This window comes from Haloferax sp. Atlit-12N (assembly GCF_003383095.1).
GTDB lineage: Archaea > Halobacteriota > Halobacteria > Halobacteriales > Haloferacaceae > Haloferax.
The window spans coordinates 704,482-724,852 of sequence record NZ_PSYW01000001.1 but is presented as its reverse complement, the minus strand read 5'-3'; the positions used below and the strand labels follow the sequence as shown (position 1 = coordinate 724,852).

Here is a 20,371-nt window from a genome sequence, read left to right as displayed (position 1 = left end):
GTCGGCGACGACCGCCGAACCGCTCGCCGTCGCGGCCGCGGCGCGGGGATGCGTTCAAGTGTCCGCATCACGCGTAGCCAGTATGGATATCGACACGCGGCAGTTGACGCAGGCGGGGCTCATCGGCTATCTGGCGCTCGTCGTCGCGGCGTTCGCCACGGGGAACCCGACGCTCCGACTCGCGGCCGACGCCGCCTTCGGACTGACGGCAGTTCTCCTCGGCGTCGTCACGCTTCGAATTCCGGTGGACAGCCGACTCAAGTACGTCGCCGGCGGCGGATTCGTCCTCGCCGGCCTCTCGCAGTTCGCCGAACTCGCGACCGGCGTCGGGTCCGTCGGCCTCGCGAGCACGCTGTTCCTCGTCGGCGGCCTGCTCGGCTACCTCGCGCTCCGCCGCGAGACCGACGCGATGCCCTTCTGAACGCCGACGACTGCGACTGCGACTGCGACGGTGACGGCGGCGACCGAAAACTAGATTCCTTCCGACTTCCGGAGCGCCTCGACCACGTCGTCTGGCGCGGCGCTCGGACCGTCTGTCACGCGGTGGTCGGGGACGACGACCGGAACGGGATTGGCCGCGAGCGCCTTCCGGACGACGCGCTCGGAGTCGTCGTCTTCGGGGTCGAGCCCGGACATGCGGACGAGCAGAGCCACGTCGACGGTGTCGCCCTGTGGGACGTTTCGAAGCGACTCCAGCACGCTTCGCTGGTCGGTCGGGACGGTCAGACCGATTGGGACCGACGAGAGGTCCGTCTCGCCCCGGTCGATGGCGGCCAACACGGCGTCGAGGTGGTCGTGCTCTGACTCGGCGTCCGCCGGCAGCGAGTCCGGGAACGAGACGTTGATGACCTTTCCGCTGACCACGCCGACCTGAACCGGACGGCCGAGCGTGGACGATTCGCGCGCGTAGATTCCCGAGACGGGCATACGTTCGGCTCCCGTCGCCGGACGCTTGACCCTTCCGGCGACGGCGTGGGGTTCGACCCCTTCGACGGCGCGCTCTCGCCCGCGCGTACGCGAGTGACGGTGAGTGTCCGCCGGCGCAAGTCTTATGTACAGATACGTGCGTTAGTGTACATCAATGAACGCTAGTGGAGACGAATTAGCTCCCGACGTGCGCGCCATCTTGGAGGCCGCGCGGGAGCGACCCGGCGGGGAGACGCGCGTGTCGGTTGACGCGCGGTCGTTCCCCGAGGCCGTGGCCGAGACGGAGGCCGCGGGCCGGGTCCCGGTCATCGCCGAGGTGAAGCCCACGAGTCCGACGACCGAGGGCGTCCACGAGGACGACCCGGTCGAACTGGCTCGCGAGATGGTCGCCGGCGGCGCGACGGCGCTGTCGGTCCTCACAGAGCCCGAACACTTCGGCGGCTCAGCCGAGTCGCTGCGGCGTATTCGGGCGGCCGTCGACGTGCCCGTCCTCCGCAAGGACTTCATCATGAACGAGGCTCAACTGGATGTCGTGGAATCCGACCTCGTGCTCCTCATCGCGCGGTTCGTCGGCGAGGACCTCCCCGACCTCGTCGAGGCGGCCCGCGACCGCGGCTTCCAGCCGCTCGTAGAGGTCCACACGCGCGAGGAACTCACGGCGGCGCTCGCGGCCGGAGCCGACATCGTCGGCATCAACAACCGCGACCTCGGACGGCTCGAAGTCGACCTCGGCACGTTCGAGGAACTCGCGCCCGAAGCGCCCGAGGACGTGCTCCTCGTGGCCGAAAGCGGCGTGAAGTCGGTCGAAGACGCGCGGCGGATGCGCGAGGCCGGTGCCGACGCCCTCCTCGTCGGGACCGCCATCATGGACGGCGACGTACGACAGAACACGGAGACACTCACCACACAATGAGCGCAGACGGCAAATTCGGCGACTACGGCGGACAGTACGTTCCCGAGGCCCTCATGCCGGCCATCGAGGAACTGACCGACGCGTACGAGCGGTACGTCCTCGACAACGAGGACGGCTTCATGGACGACTTCCGCGCGCGACTGCGGGACTTCGGCGGGCGGCCGACGCCCCTCCAGCGCGCGGACCGGCTCTCCGAGCGCTACGACCGCGAGGTCTACCTCAAGCGCGAGGACCTCCTGCACGGCGGCGCGCACAAGCTCAACAACGCCCTCGGACAGGTCTTGCTGGCGAAGTACATGGGCAAAGAGCGCATCATCGCCGAGACCGGCGCGGGCCAGCACGGCACCGCCACGGCGATGGCCTGCGCCCACCTCGATATGCCCTGCGAGATTTACATGGGCGAGCGCGACATCAACCGCCAGCGCCCCAACGTCTTCCGGATGAAGCTCAACGGCTCCGAGGTCAACCCCGTCACCGTCGGCCGCGGCACGCTCAAGGAGGCCATCTCCGAGACGATGCGCGACTGGGCGACGAACGTCGAAGACACCCACTACGTCATCGGCTCCGTCGTCGGCCCGCACCCGTTCCCGAGCATGGTCCGCGACTTCCAGTCGGTCATCTCCGAGGAGGCCCGCACGCAGGCCAGAGAGAAGCTTGGACGGCTCCCGGACGCCGTCGTCGCCTGCGCGGGCGGCGGTTCGAACACGATGGGCGCGTTCGCCGAGTTCGTCGACGACGAGGAGACCGCGCTCTACGCCGTCGAGGCCGGCGGATCGACGCTCGAAGTGGACGAGGAAGCCGGCGTCGCACCCAACTCGGCGTCGCTCACGACCGGCACGGAGGGAATTCTCCACGGCGCGCGCACCCGGCTCTTGCAGGACCGCGACGGCCAGATTATGGAGTCGCACTCGGTGTCGTCGGGCCTCGACTACGCCGGCGTCGGTCCCGAACTCGCGTACCTCGTTGATACCGGTCGCGTCACCGCCGTCAACGTCGACGACGACGAGGCGCTGACCGCGTTCCACCGGCTCTCGCAGATGGAGGGCATCATCCCCGCGCTGGAGTCGGCCCACGCATTCGGCTACCTCGAATCGGTCGTCGGACCCGACGCGCCCGACTCCGAGGAAGCGGACGACCTCGGCGAGTACGTCGTGGTCAACGTCTCCGGTCGCGGCGACAAAGACCTCGAATCGGCCATCGAGGAGACCTACGAGCGCGACATCGATATCGCGCCGAACATGGACGAGTTCACGGGGGGCCTGTGATGTCGCTCGAAGACGCCTTCGCCGACGGGCCGGCGTTCATCCCGTACCTCGCCGCCGGCGACCCCGACTACGAGTCCTCGCTCGAATACGTCGAGGCGCTCGAACGCGGCGGCGCGGATATCATCGAACTCGGGCTTCCGTTCTCGGAGCCCATCGCCGAGGGGCCGACCATCCAGAACGCGGTGGTTCGGTCGCTCGAAGGCGGCATGACGCCGACGCGCTTTTTCGAGTTCGTCGAGGACCTCGACGTGTCGGTGCCGCTGGTCTGTATGACCTACTACAATCTCATCTACCGCTACGGCGACGAGAGCGAGGCGCAACGCGCCTCGAACACGAGCGGTGAAACCGTGAGTAACGGTCCGCGGCCGTTCGTCGAGAAGGCGGCCGAGGTTGGAATCGAGGGCTTCGTCGTCCCCGACCTTCCGGCCGAAGAGGCCGGCCCGCTCCGCGAGGCCTGCGACGAGTTCGGCCTCGACCTCGTCTTCATCGTCGCGCCGACGACCCGCGGCGAGCGCCTCGACCGCATGATGGAACAGGTCTCGGGCTACGTCTACGTGCAGGCGCGCCTCGGCACGACGGGCGCGCAGTCGAGCGTCTCCGACCAGACCGGCTCGTCGCTCGAACGACTCGCCGACTACGACGTACCCAAGGCGGTCGGCTTCGGTATCAGCAGCGGCGACCACGCGGAGCGCATCGTCGCGAGCGGTGCTGACGGCATCATCGTCGGCAGCGCGCTCGTGGACATCGTTGCCGAAGGTCACGAAAACGGCGACGACGCCGAGACGGTCGCCGACCGCCTCGAAACGCTCGCCCGCGAGCTGAAAGACGGCGCAGTGGCTGGCGCGTCGCAACGCCCACCGCATCCGGAACGCACATAACTACTCTGCCACCCTTTCTCATACATGAACACAGACATCGGACTCTCCGCACGACTCGAACGCATCTCCACAGACGGGCGATACCTCATCGTCCCGATGGACCACGGCATCACCCTCGGCCCGGTCACGGGCCTCGTCGACATCGAATCCACTATCGACAGCATCACCCGCGGCGGCGCGGACGCCGTTCTCACGCACAAAGGCACCGCCCCGCGCGTCCATCCGAACAAAAACGGCAAAGGCTACATCGTCCACGTAAACGGCTCGACCGTCATCGGCCCGGACGAAAACGACAAGCGACTCACCGGTACCGTCGAAGACGCCCTCCGCGTCGGTGCCGACGCCGTCTCCTTCCACATCAACGTCGGCTCGGACTACGAGCCCGACCAGATGACCCAACTCGCCGACCTCTGTTCCCGCGCCGCCGACTTCGGCGTGCCCGTTCTCGCGATGTCCTACGCCCGCGGACCCGGCATCGACGAACAGGACGCAGAGAGCCTCGCCCACGCCGTCCGCCTCGCCGAGGAAGTCGGTGCCGACGTGGTGAAGACGGCCTACAGCGGCGACGCTGACTCCTTCAGTCGCGTCGTCGAGGCCACACGACTGCCAGTCGTCATTGCCGGCGGCAGTCGCGGCACCGACCGCGAGACGGTCGAGATGGTCCGCGGCACGATGGACGCCGGCGCGGCCGGCGTCTCGATGGGCCGTTCCATCTTCCAACACGAGAACCCCGAGGCCATCACCCGCGCCGTGAGCGCCGTCATCCACGACGACGCCGACGCCGATACGGCCCTCGAACGCGCCGGACTCGGTATCGAGGCGTAACGCGACACGCGACACGCGGCTCCGTTTTTCCGACGACGGTTCTGTTTTCTCGACATCCCCAGCCTACAGATAGATACCCGCCGAGCGCGAACTCCGAGCATGCGCGTCACGATGTGGGAGTTCGCAGTCGACGTGGACGAACGACTCCTCGGGTGTTCTCCCGAGTCGCTTCGCGAGCAACTCGCCGAGTACGAACGCGGAGAGCGCCGCGAGTTCGACGTGGACGTGCGGTTTCCCGACTCCTTTACCGGCGACGTGATGCGCGTCATGGCGTCGATTCCGCACGGCGAGACGCGGACCTACGGCGAGGTCGCAGCCGAACTCGACAGCCACGCGGTCGCCGTCGGACAGGCCTGCGGGCGGAATCCGGTCCCGCTCGTCGTCCCGTGCCACCGCGTCGTTGGCGCGGACTCCCTCGGTGGCTTCTCCGCGGCCGGCGGCGTCGACCTGAAGCGCGCACTCCTCGACCACGAGCGCGGCGCGGTCCAGACGGGGCTGGACGCGTTCTGACTGATTTCATATCGCCGTAATTGGTTTATCGACACCGATTCAGCCGGGAGGCGGCCTGCCGGAGACCGGTCGTTTTTCGACGACTCGGCTGGACCACACACACTCGGTTCTCCGCCTGACTCTCCGCTCGCCGAATGGTCCGTGGGATTCGAACTTCGCGTTCGATTGACGCCCGCTGGCCTGCGTCGGCGACAGCGTGCCACTCTCGGAAAGCGAACTAGACCACCGACCCACCGCGTCGATGGCGGCTGACGGAGTCGGTCTTCCCGGCCGTTACCCCCGGGTTTCGTACGAGAATCGGGTCGCACGTGTGCCGACCGGTTCCGAATCTGCGAGTCAGTTATCCTCGATAGCCCGGGCGAACTCGCCAGAGGGCCGGACTCACAATCAGTTCCACGGTGTGCAGTTGACTCGTCTCTCGACCAAGTGCCACGGCTGACCAGTCTCGGCCGGGAATTTCCTCCGAACTGTGACCTAATCACCGTCGTATCAGAGCGCTGTTTTTCGGACCCAACAGCCCGGTCGAAGCCTTCGACTCGACCGCGGGCGCCTGTCTTCCGAACTCCGTCGCAATCACCGCGCCCTCCCAAGCCGTGTCTCAGACCCAACAGCCCCAATCGAAGTCTTCGACTCGCGCTAGCGCGTTCGAATCAGTCATTTAATCGCCGCATTTCGGGCCGCATTCCAGAAATAAACTTCATAGCGCGATATAGAATTGGTGAGGTTCCGGCCTCGTCGTCCCGGCGCGACCCGTTCGCCGTCCGTTGATTCATTCGCCACGTTCAAGCCCACCCACCGAGTGGAATCGATAATGACACGAAGCGTCTGGCTCAAAGCCGACGACGCGGTCGGCGACTGGGAGACGCGGAAGCGACGCATCACGGCCGGACTGGAAGCCGGCGTCGACTGGGTTCTCGTCGACGAGGCCGACGTCGAGAAGGTGCGCGAACTCGGCGACGTCAACATCGCCGCGTTCCGGACCGACGCCGACGTCCACGTGATGGAAGCAGAGGAAGGCGACGAAGAGCCCGAGGCGCTCGCAGACGCCTACATCGTCGGCAAGGACGGCGAGGGCGACGCGACCGTCGAACTCCCCTCCGACTTCTCCGGTTCTGCCGACCTGACGACGCTCCGCCGCGGCGACGACCTCGCAAACGGGTCGTACGTCCGCATCCTAAGCAAGGACTACGAGGCGTTCGCCGAGGAGGCCGCCCGCGACGGCGACTACACCATCGTCATCGGCGAGGACTGGACCATCATCCCGCTGGAGAACCTCATCGCCCGTATCGGCGACGAGACCGACCTCATCGCGGGCGTCACGACTGCCGAAGAGGCCAAGACCGCCTTCGAAACGCTCGAACTCGGCTCCGACGGCGTCCTCCTCGACAGCGACGACCCCGACGAAATTCGAAAGACCGTCGAGGTCCGCGACGAGGCCGAACGCGAGTCGCTCGACCTCGTCTGGGCCGAGGTCACGGAGGTCGAACGCACGGGTATGGCCGACCGCGTCTGCGTCGACACGGGCACCATCATGGACCACGACGAGGGGATGCTCGTCGGCTCGATGGCTCGCGGCCTTTTCTTTGTCCACGCCGAGACGGCGAAGTCCCCGTACGTCGCGTCTCGGCCGTTCAGAGTCAACGCCGGCGCGGTCCACGCCTACGCGCGGACCCCCGACGGCGGCACCGTCTATCTCTCCGAACTCGAAAGCGGCGACGAGGTGCAGCTCATCGACACGAACGGGAACACCCGCGAGGCCATCGTCGGGCGCGTGAAGATAGAAAAGCGGCCGATGTTCCGCATCTCCGCCGACTACGAGGGCGACCGCGTCACCACGCTCCTGCAGAACGCCGAGACGATCAAGGTCCACACCCGCGAGGGTCGCACGGCGGTCACGGACCTCGAACCCGGCGACGAGATGCTCATCTACTACGAGGACACGGCTCGTCACTTCGGCGAGGCTGTCGAAGAGAGCATCATCGAGAAGTAATCCGGGAGATCCGTTTTTTCGAGGCGGACCGCCGACGGGAGCGCGTCATTCTTCGACCGTGTACCATTCGAGTTCCGTCGCACACCACGGACAGAAGTCGAGGTTCCGGTCGAGTTCGCCGCCGCAGATCGGGCAGGTCGGCTCGCCGTTCGCGTTGCGGCCGTGGGGGCGAATCCCGACGCGGTAGGCGTCGAGCGCGCTCAGGAACAGCAGTCCGAGGACGGGAATCAGCACCTCTCTCGGAACCGAGTCCACGGTCACGGTCGCCGGGTCGGCGAACGTCGAGAGCAACACCAGCCCCGCGCCGACGACGAAGGTGAACCACGCAATCGCGCGTCGCCACTCGCGGAGGTAGACGTGGCCCGCCCCGGCGATTCCGAGCGAGGCACCAACCACGCCGACGAGGGCTGCGACGAACGCGCGACGACGAGCATCGGGCATTGTTCGTTGGCGTCGTCGTCCGCGCTCTTAAACGTCTGGATTGTCGGATAGTCAGTCAAGCGGTACCGAAGCCTGACAGTACGGGTTCGAACGCACGGATTCGAGCGTTTCGAGGTTAGTCAGTCGTCTGCGCGTCTTCCGAAGTCGGCGGCGTCCCCGCGGCGCTGGCGGCCCCGCCCTCATCGTGCGGTTCGTGCTCGACGACGAACTCGCGGTCCGACCCGTCGGCCGACGCCTCGACCGACGACACGCGGTACAGGCGGATGCGTCGCTCCTGTTTGGTCACGACCGGGAAGTCGTAGTGTTCGGCGTCGTGGCCGGGTCGCTCGTCGCGGTCGGCGACGAACTCCCGGTGGTCGTCGAGTCGGCGTTCGACCTCCGCGCGCGAGCGTTCCGGGAGGTCGTCGAGCCGTGTTTCGAACCCGGCGACGAGGTCGGCGTCGAGGTCGTAGCCGACCGAGTTTCGGCCCGCGAGCATGGCCGCGAGCGTCGTCGTCCCGGTCCCGGCGAAGGGGTCGAAGACGGTATCGCCGTAGACGGAGTACATCCGAATCAGCCGCAGCGGAAGTTCGACGGGGAACGCCGCCGAGCGCTCTCTGGTCCCCGAATCGAGGCGCTGGTCGGTCCCGCCGAACTCCCAGAGGTCGGAAAACCAGCGGTTTCGTTCCTCCCAGAAGAAGGCGCTCTCGTAACGCCGGTCGTCGCCCGGCGGGAACGACCGCGCTTCACCCTTGCGGACCACCAGTACGTACTCGTGTTCGAGCGTGACGTAGGCGTTCGTCGGGAGCGTTCCCGACCCCATGAACTTCGTCAGACTGTTGGTCGGCTTGCGCCAGACGGCGTCCGGAAGCGGCGTCAACCCGCGCTCACCGAGCGCGGTGAGTACGCGGGCGTGGTTGGGGTACTGGCGGAACGACCCGCCGAGGCTCCGGGTCGCGTCGCCGACGTTCACGCAAGCCAGCCCGCCGGGGGCGAGCACGCGGGCCACCTCGTCCCAGACGGCGTCGAGTTGCTCGTGCATCGCCTCGAACGCGGCGTCGCCGTCGCCCTCGTCGAGCGCCGCCGCGACGGTATCGTCGCGCGCCGAAAAGAGGTCGTCCCACATCTCTATCATGGGGTACGGCGGCGACGTGACGACGAGGTTCACGCTCTCGTCGGCGAGTCCGGTGTCGGCGGCGTCGCCCACCGTGAGGGCGTGAGTCGTGCGCATCGTACGGACGTGTTTCCCCCGAAACAAAACCCTTCGCCTCGGTGCGGAGTCGGTCGGCCCCGCGTCGTCGGTCGCGCGGTTCGAAGCTCCGGACAGCCGCTCGACACGGCGAGCGCCGCCGCTGGCGGGCGAATAACCGAAAACTGAGTCGCTTCGTCCGGCTCGAACCGTCGTCCGGCGCGGGCGTCCGAATCGGCCCTCAGACGAGGCCGAGGTTCTCCTCGGCTTCGAGGAGCTCGTGGTAGCGGTTGCGGATGGTGACCTCGGAGATGTCGGCCACGTCGCTGACGGCGGCCTGCGTCGTCTTCTCGTTGGTGAGGAGGGCGGCGGCGTAGACGGCGGCGGCGGCGAGGCCGACCGGCGACTTGCCGGAGTGAACGCCCTTCTCCTTGGCGTTCTTCAGGAGTTGGCGCGCGCGCATCTTCGACTCGTCGGAGAGGCCGAGTTCGCTGGCGAATCGCGGGACGTACTGCTCGGGGTCGGCGGGCTTGACCTCGAGCGAGAGTTCGCGGGCGATGTAGCGGTAGGTGCGGGCGACCTCGCTCTTCTCGACACGCGAGACCTCCGCGATTTCGTCGAGCGAGCGCGGGACGCCGGCCATGCGCGCGGCGGCGTAGGTACACGACGTGGCGACACCCTCGATGGAGCGGCCGGGGAGGAGGTCGTCGTCGAGCGCGCGGCGGTAGATGACCGAGGCGGTCTCGCGGACGTTCTCGGGCAGGCCGAGCGCGGACGCCATGCGGTCGATTTCGCCGAGCGCCTGCTTGAGGTTGCGCTCCTTGGAGTCGCGGGTGCGGAACCGCTCGTTCCACTTGCGGAGGCGCTGCATCTTCTGGCGCTGGCGCGCGCCGAGGGAGTTCCCGTACGCGTCGCGGTCGCGCCAGTCGATGTTCGTCGACAGGCCCTTGTCGTGCATCGTGTTGGTCGTCGGCGCGCCGACGCGGGACTTCTCGTCTTTCTCGCGGGCGTCGAACGCGCGCCACTCGGGGCCGCGGTCGACGGAGTCCGCGGTCACGACGAGGCCGCAGTCGTTACAGACTGTCTCGCCGTGTTCGTCGTCGGTGACGACGTGACCGCCGCACTCGGGACACTGCAGCGTGTCGCCTTTCGTCTCTTCCTGCTCGGTCTCGGCCTCCTGTCGGCCGTTCTGCGTGTTTCGTTCCTGCTCCTGTGCGCCGGGGTTTCGGGTCCAGATTCGTTCACTCATGGATACGACGGCGGGTGCTCCGGGAATGGGTGGTTAGAGGCGGCTAGAACCCGGATGCTGTCCGTAACACCAGCAACCGCAGACGACCGCATAAATGGTTTGGTATCGCTTTCGGCGAGCGCCCTCGTTTGGCTGTGTGAGGCCGTCGCACGGGTGATTGAGGTTCATGAGGGATTCGGCGATTCACCGGTCATTCAGCGGCGGCTTCCCGCCGACCGTAACGCGATACATACTTTTCCCGAAGGGGCGTTGCCACGACTACGCATGGCCGCCCACCCTCGCGTCGTCTCGCTCGCGCCGAGCGCGACGGCTATCCTCGATGCCGCCGGTCTCGACGCTCACGTCGTCGGGGCGACCGTTCACTCGCCGGCCGACAAGCCGGTCGTCGGCGGCTGGCTGACCCCCGACTTCGACCGGGTCGACGAACTCGACGCCGACGCCGTCTGCACCTGCGACGACCTCCAGTCGGACGTCGCGGCGGCGGCCCGCGACCGCGGCTACGACGTGTTCCACGTCGCGCCCGCGACGCTCGCCGAGGTGTTCGACTCGTTTCCCGTCGTCTGCGACGCCGCGGGCGACGCCAGCGCCGGCGCGACGCTCGCCGAGGACTGCCGCGACCACCTCGCCCGCGTCGCCGACGCGGTCGCCGGCCGCGACCGCCCGACGGTCTACTGCGAGGAGTGGGCCGACCCGCCGATGGCCGCCGGCAACTGGGTTCCCGACCTCGTCCGCGCCGCAGGAGGCTCAGCCCCGTTCGTCGCGCCCGGCGAACGGTCCGCCGAAGTCGACCCCGAGACCGTCGCGGCCGCCGACCCCGACCACGTGATTCTCCACCCCTGCGGGAAGGGCGAACGCGGCGACCCCGAGGCGTTCGAGGCCCGCGGGTGGAACCTCGACGCCGCGGTCCACGCCGTCGACGACTCGCTTCTCAACCAGCCGAGCCCCGCCGTCGTCTCGGGCGTCGACCGCCTCGCGCGACTGTTACACCCCGACGCCGACCTCCCCGACCCGTGGGAGCCAGCGGCCGCGACCACGACCGCGACCGAATCCGACGAAGGGAAATAACCGGGCGACGCGCTTCCGACATGGACATCGCGGTCGGAAGCGGCAACCCGGTGAAGCGGCGCGCGGTCGAACGAACCTGCCCCGACGCCTCCGTCACGGCGGTCGCCGTCGACTCCGGCGTCTCCGAACAGCCGACGGGCCACGACGAGACCATCGCGGGCGCGGTCACCCGCGCGGAGCGGGCACTCGACGCGGGCGACTACGACTTCGGCGTCGGCATCGAGGGCGGCGTCGCGTCGTTCCCCGCCGGCGACGGCACCGACGAACGCGACACGTATCTGGTGATGTGGGCGGCCGTGACCGACGGCGAGCGCGTCGGTCGCGCGGCGGGGCCGAGCCTCGTGCTCCCCGCCCGCATCGCGGACCGCATCGACGCGGGCGAGGAGCTCGGCCCGGTGATGGACGACGTGCTCGGCACCGACGATATCGCGAAAAACGAGGGCGCGGCGGGCGTGTTCACCGGCGGCCGTCTCACTCGTACCGACGCGCTCGAATCAGCCGTCACGGGCGCGTTCGCGCCCTTCCGGTGTGAGTTGTACTGAGTCGCGGGTTCTGAAGGGTACTGAACCGCCCGTTCACTCAGACTCGGCGAGTTCGTGTTCGCGGTCGCGCACGTCGGCGCTCTCTTCGACCGCGGTCGTCAGCGAGACGTTGAGCGACAGCATCGAGCCGACGCCGCCGACGATGGTGACGGCATTTTTGACGGCGTGGTCGAGGACCGCGGCGGCGAGCGCGGCGGCGGGCGTAATCGGTGCGAGCGCGGCCATGAACACCGTGAAGGCGATTTCGTAGAGGCCGACGCCACCGGGGGAGAGCGGAAGCACCTTCGCGAGGTTCCCGACGCTCACGGCGAAAAACGAGACGCCGACGAGGACGACGGGGTCGATGTCGACGCCGAGCGCGAGCAGGACGACGACGGCCGTCACCACGTCGATGGTCCAGATGGCGAGGCTCGTCAGGCCGACGCGGCCGAAGGCGGCGCGGTTGCCGGCGACCGCCTGCAGGTCGGAGACGAACTGCTCGATGACGCCCGCGACGAGTTCGACGTAGGAGTCCGACGAGAACCGGCCGACGAACGCCCGGACGACGTTCCGGTCCGCGCGGGCCGACAGCGCGATGCCGAGGACGCCGAGGATGGCGACGACGCCGACGCCGGTGGCGACGTAGGCGACGGTGCGCACGTCGTCGGCGGACACGTCGACCGAGCCGCCGCTCACGCCGGTCGCCAGCACCGTGGCGATGTCATCGAGGCCGCCGGTGGCCGCGAGGCCGACGAGGACGAGGCCCGCGAGCCCCGCGATGGTGAGCAGGTCGAAGACGCGCTCGACCGCGAGCGACGCGAAGCCCGAGGGGTACGGGATGTTCCGGCGCGCCTTCACGACGTAGGCGCGCACGGCATCGCCCGCGCGGGCGGGGAACACGAGATTCCCGGTCTGACTGATGAATATCGCCCCCGTGAGGAAGCCCGCCTTCTCGCGGTAGCCGAGTTCGGAGAGGATGTCGCGGTAGCGAATCCCCCGGAGCGGCCACGAGACGACGTAGATGAGCGCCGCGGCCGCGACGAGCGCGGGGTCGGCGTCGCCGAGGACCTCGATGACCTCCGAGGGGTCGATGTAGAGCGTCATCAGCGCGAGCGCGAAGACGGTCAGAAGTAGGCCGGCGACGATGGTCACCCGGCGGGTGATGCGCGGCCGGACCGTGAGTTGCCACCACGTCCGGAGAATCTGGCTTCCCATCCCGAGGATGTCGCGGACGAGGTCGACTTTCGTGTCGCCTTTCGGCTCCCAGTCGACAGGGAACTCTGCGACGCGGAAGCCGGCGCGCTGGGCGCGGACGAGCATCTCCGTGTCCCAAAACCAATGGTTGTCTTCTACGTCGTCGCGGAGCGCCTCGAACGCCTCGCGGCTAAAGGCCTTGAAGCCGCACTGGTGGTCGCGGAGGTCAGAGCGGAGGAACAGGCGGACGAGGCCGTTGTAGGCCCGACTCGGCACGCCGCGTTTCCGCGGACGGTCGGCGACGCGGTCGGGCATCCAGCGCGACCCGGTCGCGGCGTCGTACTCGCCGGAGCGGACGTGCTCGACTAGCTCTTCGAGGTGGCGCATGTCCGTGGCGAGGTCCGTGTCGAAGTAGACGAGCGTGTCGCCGCGGGCGGCCTCGAAGGCGCGTTCGAGCGCGCCGCCGCGGCCGAGGCGGTCGTCGCTGTGATAGTGGCGAATCCGGTCGTCCTCGGCGGCCAACCGGTCGGCTATCTCCGGCGTCTCGTCGTCGCAGCCGTCTTCGGCCACGATGACTTCGAAGGCGTCGGCGGGGAGGAACGATTCGAGCGTCTCGACGGTGACGCGGACCGTGTTCTCGATGGTCAGCGCCTCGTTGTAGGCGGGGAGGACGACGCTCACTTCGACGCCGGCCGCGGTCGCGGCGGCCGGGCGTCGTTCTGTCGGGCGACCCATTGTCGTCGTATGGCCGCTATCCGCGTATGAATTTTCTGTCTTGGAACAGGTACGGTCCGTGAGACGGACAGTTCGGAACATTCGGGTGTTCCGTGGTCGCCCCGTTGCGCTCCGGCGTGTCCGACGCGCCCCGACGCGTCCCGACGTGCCTCGCCGCTCCGACTGTCTCCCCGGTTGGTGTGTCCGCGTCGCGTGGGTGTTAGGCGACTGTACCTGCGACGGCTCGGTGGGGCCGCCCCGACGCCCCGATTTCGGTAAAAACCGCAAGACAGCGACGTGTTAAGCTCCCGTACCAAACCCCTGATAGGCGTCTCGTCTCTCTGTGTAGGTATGAGCACGACCGCCTCCGCGACCGCAGTCGAGGGCGAGGTCCTCGACGCCAACCGCAGTCTCTCGGAGAAACAGCGCCGCATCCTCGACTACCTCCGCTCCAACGCCGGGGCGAAGACGTACTTCAAATCCCGACTCATCGCCGACGACCTCGACCTCTCCGCGAAGGAGGTCGGCGCGAACATGCGCCCCATCCTCGACGGCGATTTCGACGTGAGCGTCGAGAAGTGGGGCTACTCCTCGGGTACCACGTGGAAGGTGACCGTCTGAACCCCCGCTGACGCTTCACTCCGGCCCCGCCGCACGCCGTTTCCGGCGTGCACCCCGGCGCGTCCTCCCTCGCGCCACCTCACCCGGAACGCCGTCGTCTCCCACCCTACGTCGTTCCACCCGTTTTTTCCGGTTTTCTCGCGTCCCAGCGCCGCCGCTACGAGTCGGAACGGACACGGAACCGTCACACGGTACAGCGTCAATCGCCCGTCTCGACTGCCGGCCTCGACTCGTCCGACCTCGTCAGGGGTCGAACCGGATGAGTTCGGCCGCGTCGTCGGCGAACGCCGCGGCGTCGGAGCCGAAGGAGTCGGCGTAACGTATCAGGAGCGTGATGACGGTCTCGGGGTTGCGGACCGCGTAGCCGTCCTCGCGCGAGAGGAGGCCCACGGCGTCGAGTTTCTTCGCGTACGTGCTCACCGTCGCCCGCGAGACGCCGAGACGGTCGGCGAGTTCGCTCCCCGTCGCGTCGGGGTCGCGAAGCAGGTGGACGAGCATCCCGCGCGGTGTGTCGCGACGGAGGTAGCCGAGCGCGACCTGCTCGAATTCGGAGAACCGACCGGCGGGGAAAAACCGCTTGTAGTCGCCGTCGCGGCGTACTTCGAGAGTGTCGTCGTCGACGAGGTTCCGGAGGTGGTACTGCGTCTCGCCGGTTCCCAACTGGAGGTCGTCGCGGACCTTCGAGAAATGCGCGCCGGGCGTGGACGCGACGTAGCCGACGATGGCGTCCCGCGCGTCGCTCGACCCGGAGGAGTCGTCCTCGCCGTCGTCGCCGCCCCCGAGGCCCACGAGCGGCGTGGCGGCCCCGAGCGCGGCGAACCGACGGAGGGTCGCGCGCTTGTCTTCGTCTACCCGGCGGTTCGACATCTACTCCCACATACGAGACGGCGCGAAGAAAAGGGCTTCGGCATTTACACCCGTCCGAATCCGGGACGGTCCGCCGACGCGACTATTCGAGGTCCTTCTCGAAGGACATCTCGTTTTCGTCGTCGTTGTCGCCGTCGTCGGCGTCAGTGGCCGGTTGGCCGTTACCCGCGGTGTTCGTGTTCGCCGACTCGTCGGTCGCGGCCGCGTCGCCCTCGCTTTCGGCGACGACCTCGTCGGACGACTTGATGGGTTCTTCTTCCTCGTCGGCCTCGGCGATGACCTCGTCGGGCGACTTGATATCGTTGACCTCCGCGCCAGCCTTGATGGCTTCGGCCTCCTGTTCGAGTTGTTCGACGTCCATCTCGGCGGCCTGGTCTATCTGGCCGAGAATCTCCTCGATGTCGTCGAGCCCGATGAGTTCGCGGGTCTCCTCGTCGAACTGCTTGCTGGAGAGGCCTTCCATGTCCTGTACGTCGGAGCCGGTGAGCTGTTTGCCGTAGCGGCCGACGAGCGACGTGAGCTCCTGCGGGAGGACGAACGTCGTGGACTCGCCCTGACCGATGCGTTCGAGCGTCTCCATCCCTTTGTCGATGATGGCGCGCTCGCCCATCGACTCGGCGGACTTCGCGCGGAGGACGGTCGAGATGGCGTCACCCTGCGCTTCGAGAATCTGCGACTGCTTTTCACCCTGCGCGCGGATGATGTTCGACTGCTTTTCACCCTCCGCGGTCTCGACGGCGGAGCGACGCTCACCCTGCGCTTCGAGAATCATGGCGCGACGACGGCGCTCGGCGGAGGTCTGTTGCTCCATCGCCTGCTGCACGTCGGCGCTGGGGTTGACCTCGCGGACCTCGACGGACTCGACGCGAACGCCCCACTCGTCGGTCGGCTCGTCGAGTTCCTTGCGGATGCGCGCGTTGATTTCCTGCCGTTTGTTGAGCGTGTCGTCGAGTTCCATGTCGCCGAGGACGGCCCGGAGGGTCGTCTGGGCGAGGTTGGAGACGGCGCGCTTGTAGTTGTCGACCTCGAGGAACGCCTTCTTGGCGTCCATCACCTTGATGTAGACGACGGCGTCGGCGGTCACCGGCGAGTTGTCGCGGGTGATGGCTTCCTGCCGAGGCACGTCGAGCGTCTGCGTCCGCATGTCGAACGCGTAGGTCCGAGAGACGAACGGCGGGATGAAGTTGATACCCGGTTCGAGGAGGCGTCGGTACTCCCCGAACACCGTGAGCGCCTTCTTCTCGTAGGCGTCCACGATTTCGACCATCTGGTACACCGTCACGATGGCGAGGACGAGCACGAGGAGGCCGGCGACGACGCCTCCGATGCCCAGCCCCGCCTGGAGGGCAAGTAGGTCCATAAGCCCGCCTTGGGTTGGCAGAATGATAAGTATTCGTGTGGTCCGGCCGTCACGTCGGACGATTTCGGGGGGAATGACGCTCAGTTACTCCGAATTGGGCCGTCGCCGACGGTCAGACACCTTCCGTGCCCTCTCGTTCGAGTTCTTCTTCCCGCTCCGCGGACTCCTCACGTCGCTGCCGCGCCCGCTCGCGGGCGAGTTCGCGGTCGATTTCGTCCTCGCCGGGGCCGACGCCCTCGACAGTCACGACGTTGCCGCCGCCGGGGTCGACGACGATGACCTCGGTTCCCTCTTCCAGTTCGCCGTGGACCGACCGGGCGGCGTAGTAGGGGTTGAAGCCGCCCTCGTCGAGTTTGACCTCGCCGCTGGTCGGCGTGACGCGCTCCGTGACGCGCCCCATCTTGCCCGTCAGGGCGTCCGAGTCACTCGTCTGTCCTTTCCCCTTGCCGCCGTAGATGTCGAGTTCTCGGTAGCCGTAGAGCGCGAGCGCGCCGAAGACGAAGACGAGCAGGCCGAGCACTATCGGGCCTGCGAGCGCCGGGATAAAGAGGCCAACCAGTCCCGCCGCGAGGAGGGCGACGCCGAGGACGACGAAGTGCGCGCCGGGTGCGATAGCCTCCGCGAGCGACAGGCCGAGCCCCGCGAGCACGAGCAACAGCGGGAGCGTCTCGGGACTGACGAGACCGGTCTGTAACGGGAACGGCAGGTATGCCATATCGGCTCTAGGGCCGTCGCCCGATTAAGGATTGAGGGTCAAATTCGTCGCGGGGGTGGCGGTCGGTACGTGATTTCCGTGCCGGGTCGGATTCGCCCGCACTCAGTCGTCGTCGTTGGGGTCGGTCGAGACGGTGTCGTCGTGGACGAACGCCACGGTGTCCTCGTTCGTCGGCTGGACGAGGACGGTCCCGGTGGTCGCGTTCGTCGGCACGGCGAAGACGGTCCAGACGTGCGTGCTCTCGCCGGGCGCGAACAGCGCGCCGCTGTCGAAGCCGGTCGCGTTCGACAGCGGCTGGTGACCGTAGCTGACGCCGTCAGACTCGAACACGAGCGCCGACTGCGGTAGACTCCCCGGCGAGCCGCTCGCGGCCGTCGCATTGAGTCCGACGACGACGAACTGCTCTCCATCCGGCGCGGCGTACGTTTGGTTACCCACCTGAAGCGAGTCGGCCGTCCGCGCGTTCCACCGGGCGACCACGTCGGCCGAGTCGGCGCTCGCGCCCGAGAGCGCGGAGACGGCGACCCCGCTTCCGCCGCCGCTCGACCCGCCGAGCCCGTCTACCATCGGCCCGAGCACTGCGACGGAGCCGAGCGCGAGGACGAGCAACAGGACGGCGACGACGACCACGCGGACGCTCGGCGGCGACCCCGATTTCAGGTCGTCCACCGACGACGGCAGTCTATCCCGGAGCGAGCCGCCCGAGGAGTCGCCGCCACCGTCACCGTCGCCATCGCCGCCGGTGAGTCCGGCGAGGCGTTCGCGCACGGCGTCTATCGGGAGCGACGAAAGCGCTTCTTCGACCGGCTCTGGAAGGTCGAACGGCAGGCCGAACTCGACCTCTGCCGTCTCGAACACGTCGCCGTCGGTGTACTGTTTGACCGTCTGTTCGAGGCCCTCGTCGGCGACGGTCTCGCCGAGTTCGTCGCGGTCGAGCAGCGTCACGTCGTGGTTCGTGGCGAACCCGCGGACCGCGTCGTCGAACTCGCCCTGCGTGGCGACGACGACGGTGTCGATGCCGCGCTTTTTCGCGTGCGCGACGAACCCCTTGACGTGTCCTTTCCCCACCGTCGTCTCGACGGCCGGGAGCACGAGCATGAGCCCCTTCGTCCCGTCGCCGCGCTGCCCCTGTACGAGGTATCGACCTTCGCCTCGGGGCTGGGCGTTCGTTTGCCAGTTCCGTTGCGTCCAGAGGTCCGAGAGGAAGTGGACGAACTTCGTCGGTTCGAGTTCGACGAGTCTCGTCACTGTTCGCGTCCCTCCGGGCCGTCGGGGGCGGGTCGTCGGTCGTGTCCGCGTCGGTCGTGTGTCATCTTATCGCCTCGATGTTCGTCAGCGTCGCAGTCGCCGCGCGGCTAGTCCGGTGAGAACGAGCGCGACGACCGTCAGCCCCGGCGAGAACGGAATTCCAGTGTTCGTTCCGGCGGCGGCCGGTTCCAGCGGCGTCCGCTCGACGACCGGGAACGGCGTCTCAGTTGTCGTTTCCGCAGTCGATTCTGTTGGCGTCGCGGTCGGCGTTGCCGTCGGTGTCGGCGTCTTTGCGCCGGGTTCGAGCCGGACCATCGCGTCGTCGGCAACGATGATGCCGGCCGTCTCGTTGTCGTCCGCAGTCGCGTTGCCGTCGGTGTCGGTACTGCCGTCTCCGGTCCGGTACGGTGCATCGACCGCAACCGAGAAGTTCCCGTCGCGGTCGCGGTCCGCGTAGGCGATGGCGAGCAACTCTGCGTCGACCAACTGCCGGCGGTCGAACTCCACGACGACGTTTCGGTGCGTCCCCGGCGGGAGGTACGCGCTCGTTCCCAGCGGCTCCTCGTCCGCGGTCTCGACGGCGACGAAGCCGCCGACCGAGAGGTTCACCCGGCTGATGGTGACGAACGTCCCGTCGGTCTCCTGGTCGACGAACCGGAGGTTCGCCTCGGAGTCGAGGATGCGCATCGTGTGTTCGGTCTCGTCGCGGTAGTCGCGCACCCAAAGCGGGAACGTGAGCCCGCGGTCCTCGGGCGCGAACGTGAGGTTCTGCGAGACGGTCCGGTTCGCCGTGACCGTCATCGGCACGAGTTTCAAGAACGGCTGGCCGGGGGCGCGCGCCCGGAGTTCGACGACGCTGTTCGGCGCGAGGGTCGTCTCGCCGGTGACGTTCACCCGCAGGGACTCCCACGGGTACACCGTCTCGTTGCGCACCTCGATGGAGACGGTCGGTTCGACGAGTCGCACCCGCGAGCGCGCCGTGATGGTGTCCTCGTCGACGAAGTCGCTGTGGTCGCCGCGGAGCGTCACCTGCAGTTCGTACTCTTCGGTGTCGCCTTCCAGCGGGAGGTCCGCGGTGTCCCAGACGACGAACACCTCGTCGTTCTCGAGGTCGGTGACGACGGTCGTCCCGTTTTCGGGCGTCGCGAGGAACGTCTGCTGTTCTCGGTTCGGCCGGACTTCGAGCTGGTTCAGCGTGATTTCGATGCCGCGTGCGTTCGCGCCGCCGGTCACGTCGTCCGGGTTCAGCGCCGATTCGAGTCCGCTCTCGTTGAGGCGGACGACCGCGAGGTCGCCCTTGGCGACGGTCGTCCGCTCGGTCATCACGCCCCGAATGTCCCCGGGCGACAGCGACGAGTCGGAGTCGTTCAGGCTCGCGGGCGCGACGTTGGTCGTCGCCGACGTGTTCCCGCGCTCCGCGACGTCGAGTTGGCCGATGGCGCGTTCGACGCCGTCGATGGTGACGTTCATCATGTACGTCGCCGGCTCGATCGGCTCCCTGAGTTGGCCGGTGTGGAGCGTCTTGTTGCCGCCACCGGAGACGTACGTCTCGGGCGCGCCGGTCGAGTTGTAGGTGTCGATGGTCAGGGTGGTCGTCCCCGACCCGACGAGAGCGACGGTCAGGTGGTAGCCGTAGCCGTCGCCGCCGATGTGGAGCGTGCCCGGCTGGGAGTGCTGGACACGTATCTCGACGACGTCACCGCGGGTGACGGTGGTAACGTCCTCGCCGAACGACGCGGTCGGCTCGTCGGCGGCGACTGCGGGCGTCGGAACCCAGAGCGCCGCGAGGAGAATCAACGCGGCGACCAACACGGAGGGTGCGCGGACTGCGTAACTCATTTGGTGTGTCCCGGTCGGGGGGTTGACGGTGGTTCCCCTCGGGGTCACATAAATCAACAGT

The 20,371-nt window shown here is 67.9% G+C and carries 20 protein-coding genes; 10 read left to right on the top strand and 10 right to left on the bottom strand.

Annotation, left to right across the window (positions count from 1 at the left end; genetic code table 11):
• Nucleotides 1–82: 82 nt before the first annotated feature.
• A complete protein-coding gene (locus C5B90_RS03750) occupies nt 83–421 on the top strand; it encodes a hypothetical protein (RefSeq protein WP_115879202.1) in 339 nt (112 codons plus the stop codon).
• A gap of 50 nt (nt 422–471) precedes the next feature.
• Here the strand turns inward: C5B90_RS03750 and C5B90_RS03745 are convergent, their stop codons facing one another.
• Nucleotides 472–927 carry an MGMT family protein gene (locus C5B90_RS03745; RefSeq protein WP_058565807.1) on the bottom strand — a complete coding sequence of 152 codons (456 nt, stop codon included), beginning with the start codon at nt 925–927 and terminating at the stop codon, nt 472–474.
• Between the two features lie 154 nt (nt 928–1,081).
• Between C5B90_RS03745 and trpC the strand changes: the two genes are divergently transcribed.
• The 6 genes from trpC (at nt 1,082) to C5B90_RS03715 (ending at nt 7,308) form a co-directional block, all read left to right on the top strand.
• Entirely contained in the window at nt 1,082–1,840 is a 759-nt protein-coding gene (gene trpC / locus C5B90_RS03740; protein ID WP_115879200.1) for an indole-3-glycerol phosphate synthase, read from the top strand.
• Nucleotides 1,837–3,105, top strand: coding sequence for a tryptophan synthase subunit beta (gene trpB / locus C5B90_RS03735; protein WP_115879198.1), 1,269 nt, complete (start codon nt 1,837–1,839; stop codon nt 3,103–3,105). The genes trpC and trpB overlap by 4 nt, the downstream gene beginning before the upstream one ends.
• Nucleotides 3,105–3,983: a tryptophan synthase subunit alpha gene (trpA, locus tag C5B90_RS03730; RefSeq protein WP_115880559.1), complete on the top strand. Its 879-nt coding sequence runs from the start codon at nt 3,105–3,107 to the stop codon at nt 3,981–3,983. The genes trpB and trpA overlap by 1 nt, the downstream gene beginning before the upstream one ends.
• 24 nt (nt 3,984–4,007) lie before the next feature.
• A complete protein-coding gene (locus C5B90_RS03725) occupies nt 4,008–4,808 on the top strand; it encodes a 2-amino-3,7-dideoxy-D-threo-hept-6-ulosonate synthase (RefSeq protein ID WP_115879196.1) in 801 nt (266 codons plus the stop codon).
• A 99-nt stretch (nt 4,809–4,907) separates the two neighbouring features.
• Nucleotides 4,908–5,318 carry a methylated-DNA--[protein]-cysteine S-methyltransferase gene (locus C5B90_RS03720; RefSeq protein WP_115879194.1) on the top strand — a complete coding sequence of 137 codons (411 nt, stop codon included), beginning with the start codon at nt 4,908–4,910 and terminating at the stop codon, nt 5,316–5,318.
• 811 nt (nt 5,319–6,129) lie between these two features.
• The gene (locus C5B90_RS03715; protein ID WP_115880557.1) at nt 6,130–7,308 is read left to right on the top strand and encodes a 3-dehydroquinate synthase II; all 1,179 of its coding nucleotides are present in this window, start codon (nt 6,130–6,132) and stop codon (nt 7,306–7,308) included.
• A gap of 45 nt (nt 7,309–7,353) precedes the next feature.
• On the opposite strand, the gene C5B90_RS03710 is transcribed toward C5B90_RS03715, so the two are convergent.
• The 3 genes from C5B90_RS03710 to C5B90_RS03700 form a co-directional block, all read right to left on the bottom strand.
• On the bottom strand, nt 7,354–7,749 hold the full coding sequence (locus C5B90_RS03710; protein WP_115879192.1) for a zinc ribbon domain-containing protein: 396 nt from the start codon (nt 7,747–7,749) through the stop codon (nt 7,354–7,356).
• 115 nt (nt 7,750–7,864) lie between these two features.
• Nucleotides 7,865–8,959, bottom strand: coding sequence for a site-specific DNA-methyltransferase (locus C5B90_RS03705; RefSeq protein WP_115879190.1), 1,095 nt, complete (start codon nt 8,957–8,959; stop codon nt 7,865–7,867).
• 199 nt (nt 8,960–9,158) lie between these two features.
• Nucleotides 9,159–10,166, bottom strand: coding sequence for a transcription initiation factor IIB family protein (locus C5B90_RS03700; RefSeq protein WP_004044141.1), 1,008 nt, complete (start codon nt 10,164–10,166; stop codon nt 9,159–9,161).
• Nucleotides 10,167–10,430: 264 nt separating this feature from the next.
• Here C5B90_RS03700 and C5B90_RS03695 point away from each other — a divergent pair, with 264 nt between their 5' ends.
• Both C5B90_RS03695 and yjjX read left to right on the top strand, forming a co-directional pair.
• Complete coding sequence (locus tag C5B90_RS03695; RefSeq protein ID WP_115879188.1) at nt 10,431–11,231, top strand: helical backbone metal receptor; 801 nt, start codon at nt 10,431–10,433, stop codon at nt 11,229–11,231.
• Nucleotides 11,232–11,251: 20 nt separating this feature from the next.
• Nucleotides 11,252–11,773: an inosine/xanthosine triphosphatase gene (yjjX, locus tag C5B90_RS03690; RefSeq protein WP_115879186.1), complete on the top strand. Its 522-nt coding sequence runs from the start codon at nt 11,252–11,254 to the stop codon at nt 11,771–11,773.
• Nucleotides 11,774–11,806: 33 nt separating this feature from the next.
• On the opposite strand, the gene aglD is transcribed toward yjjX, so the two are convergent.
• Nucleotides 11,807–13,681 (bottom strand): flippase domain-containing glycosyltransferase AglD, encoded by a 1,875-nt coding sequence (aglD, locus tag C5B90_RS03685; RefSeq protein WP_115879184.1) that lies wholly within the window; start codon nt 13,679–13,681, stop codon nt 11,807–11,809.
• A 330-nt stretch (nt 13,682–14,011) separates the two neighbouring features.
• Between aglD and C5B90_RS03680 the strand changes: the two genes are divergently transcribed.
• Entirely contained in the window at nt 14,012–14,281 is a 270-nt protein-coding gene (locus tag C5B90_RS03680) for a hypothetical protein (RefSeq protein WP_004972643.1), read from the top strand.
• 243 nt (nt 14,282–14,524) lie between these two features.
• Here the strand turns inward: C5B90_RS03680 and C5B90_RS03675 are convergent, their stop codons facing one another.
• The 5 genes from C5B90_RS03675 to C5B90_RS03655 all read right to left on the bottom strand — a co-directional run bounded on the left by C5B90_RS03675 (nt 14,525) and on the right by C5B90_RS03655 (nt 20,310).
• Nucleotides 14,525–15,148: a MarR family transcriptional regulator gene (locus C5B90_RS03675; protein ID WP_115879182.1), complete on the bottom strand. Its 624-nt coding sequence runs from the start codon at nt 15,146–15,148 to the stop codon at nt 14,525–14,527.
• Nucleotides 15,149–15,230: 82 nt separating this feature from the next.
• Nucleotides 15,231–16,508 (bottom strand): SPFH domain-containing protein, encoded by a 1,278-nt coding sequence (locus C5B90_RS03670; protein ID WP_115879180.1) that lies wholly within the window; start codon nt 16,506–16,508, stop codon nt 15,231–15,233.
• Between the two features lie 112 nt (nt 16,509–16,620).
• Complete coding sequence (locus C5B90_RS03665) at nt 16,621–17,223, bottom strand: NfeD family protein (RefSeq protein WP_115879178.1); 603 nt, start codon at nt 17,221–17,223, stop codon at nt 16,621–16,623.
• A gap of 102 nt (nt 17,224–17,325) precedes the next feature.
• Nucleotides 17,326–18,471, bottom strand: a complete 1,146-nt coding sequence (locus tag C5B90_RS03660) for a restriction endonuclease (protein WP_115879176.1) — start codon at nt 18,469–18,471, stop codon at nt 17,326–17,328.
• An 84-nt stretch (nt 18,472–18,555) separates the two neighbouring features.
• The gene (locus C5B90_RS03655; RefSeq protein ID WP_115879174.1) at nt 18,556–20,310 is read right to left on the bottom strand and encodes a hypothetical protein; all 1,755 of its coding nucleotides are present in this window, start codon (nt 20,308–20,310) and stop codon (nt 18,556–18,558) included.
• Between the last annotated feature and the right edge of the window lie 61 nt (nt 20,311–20,371).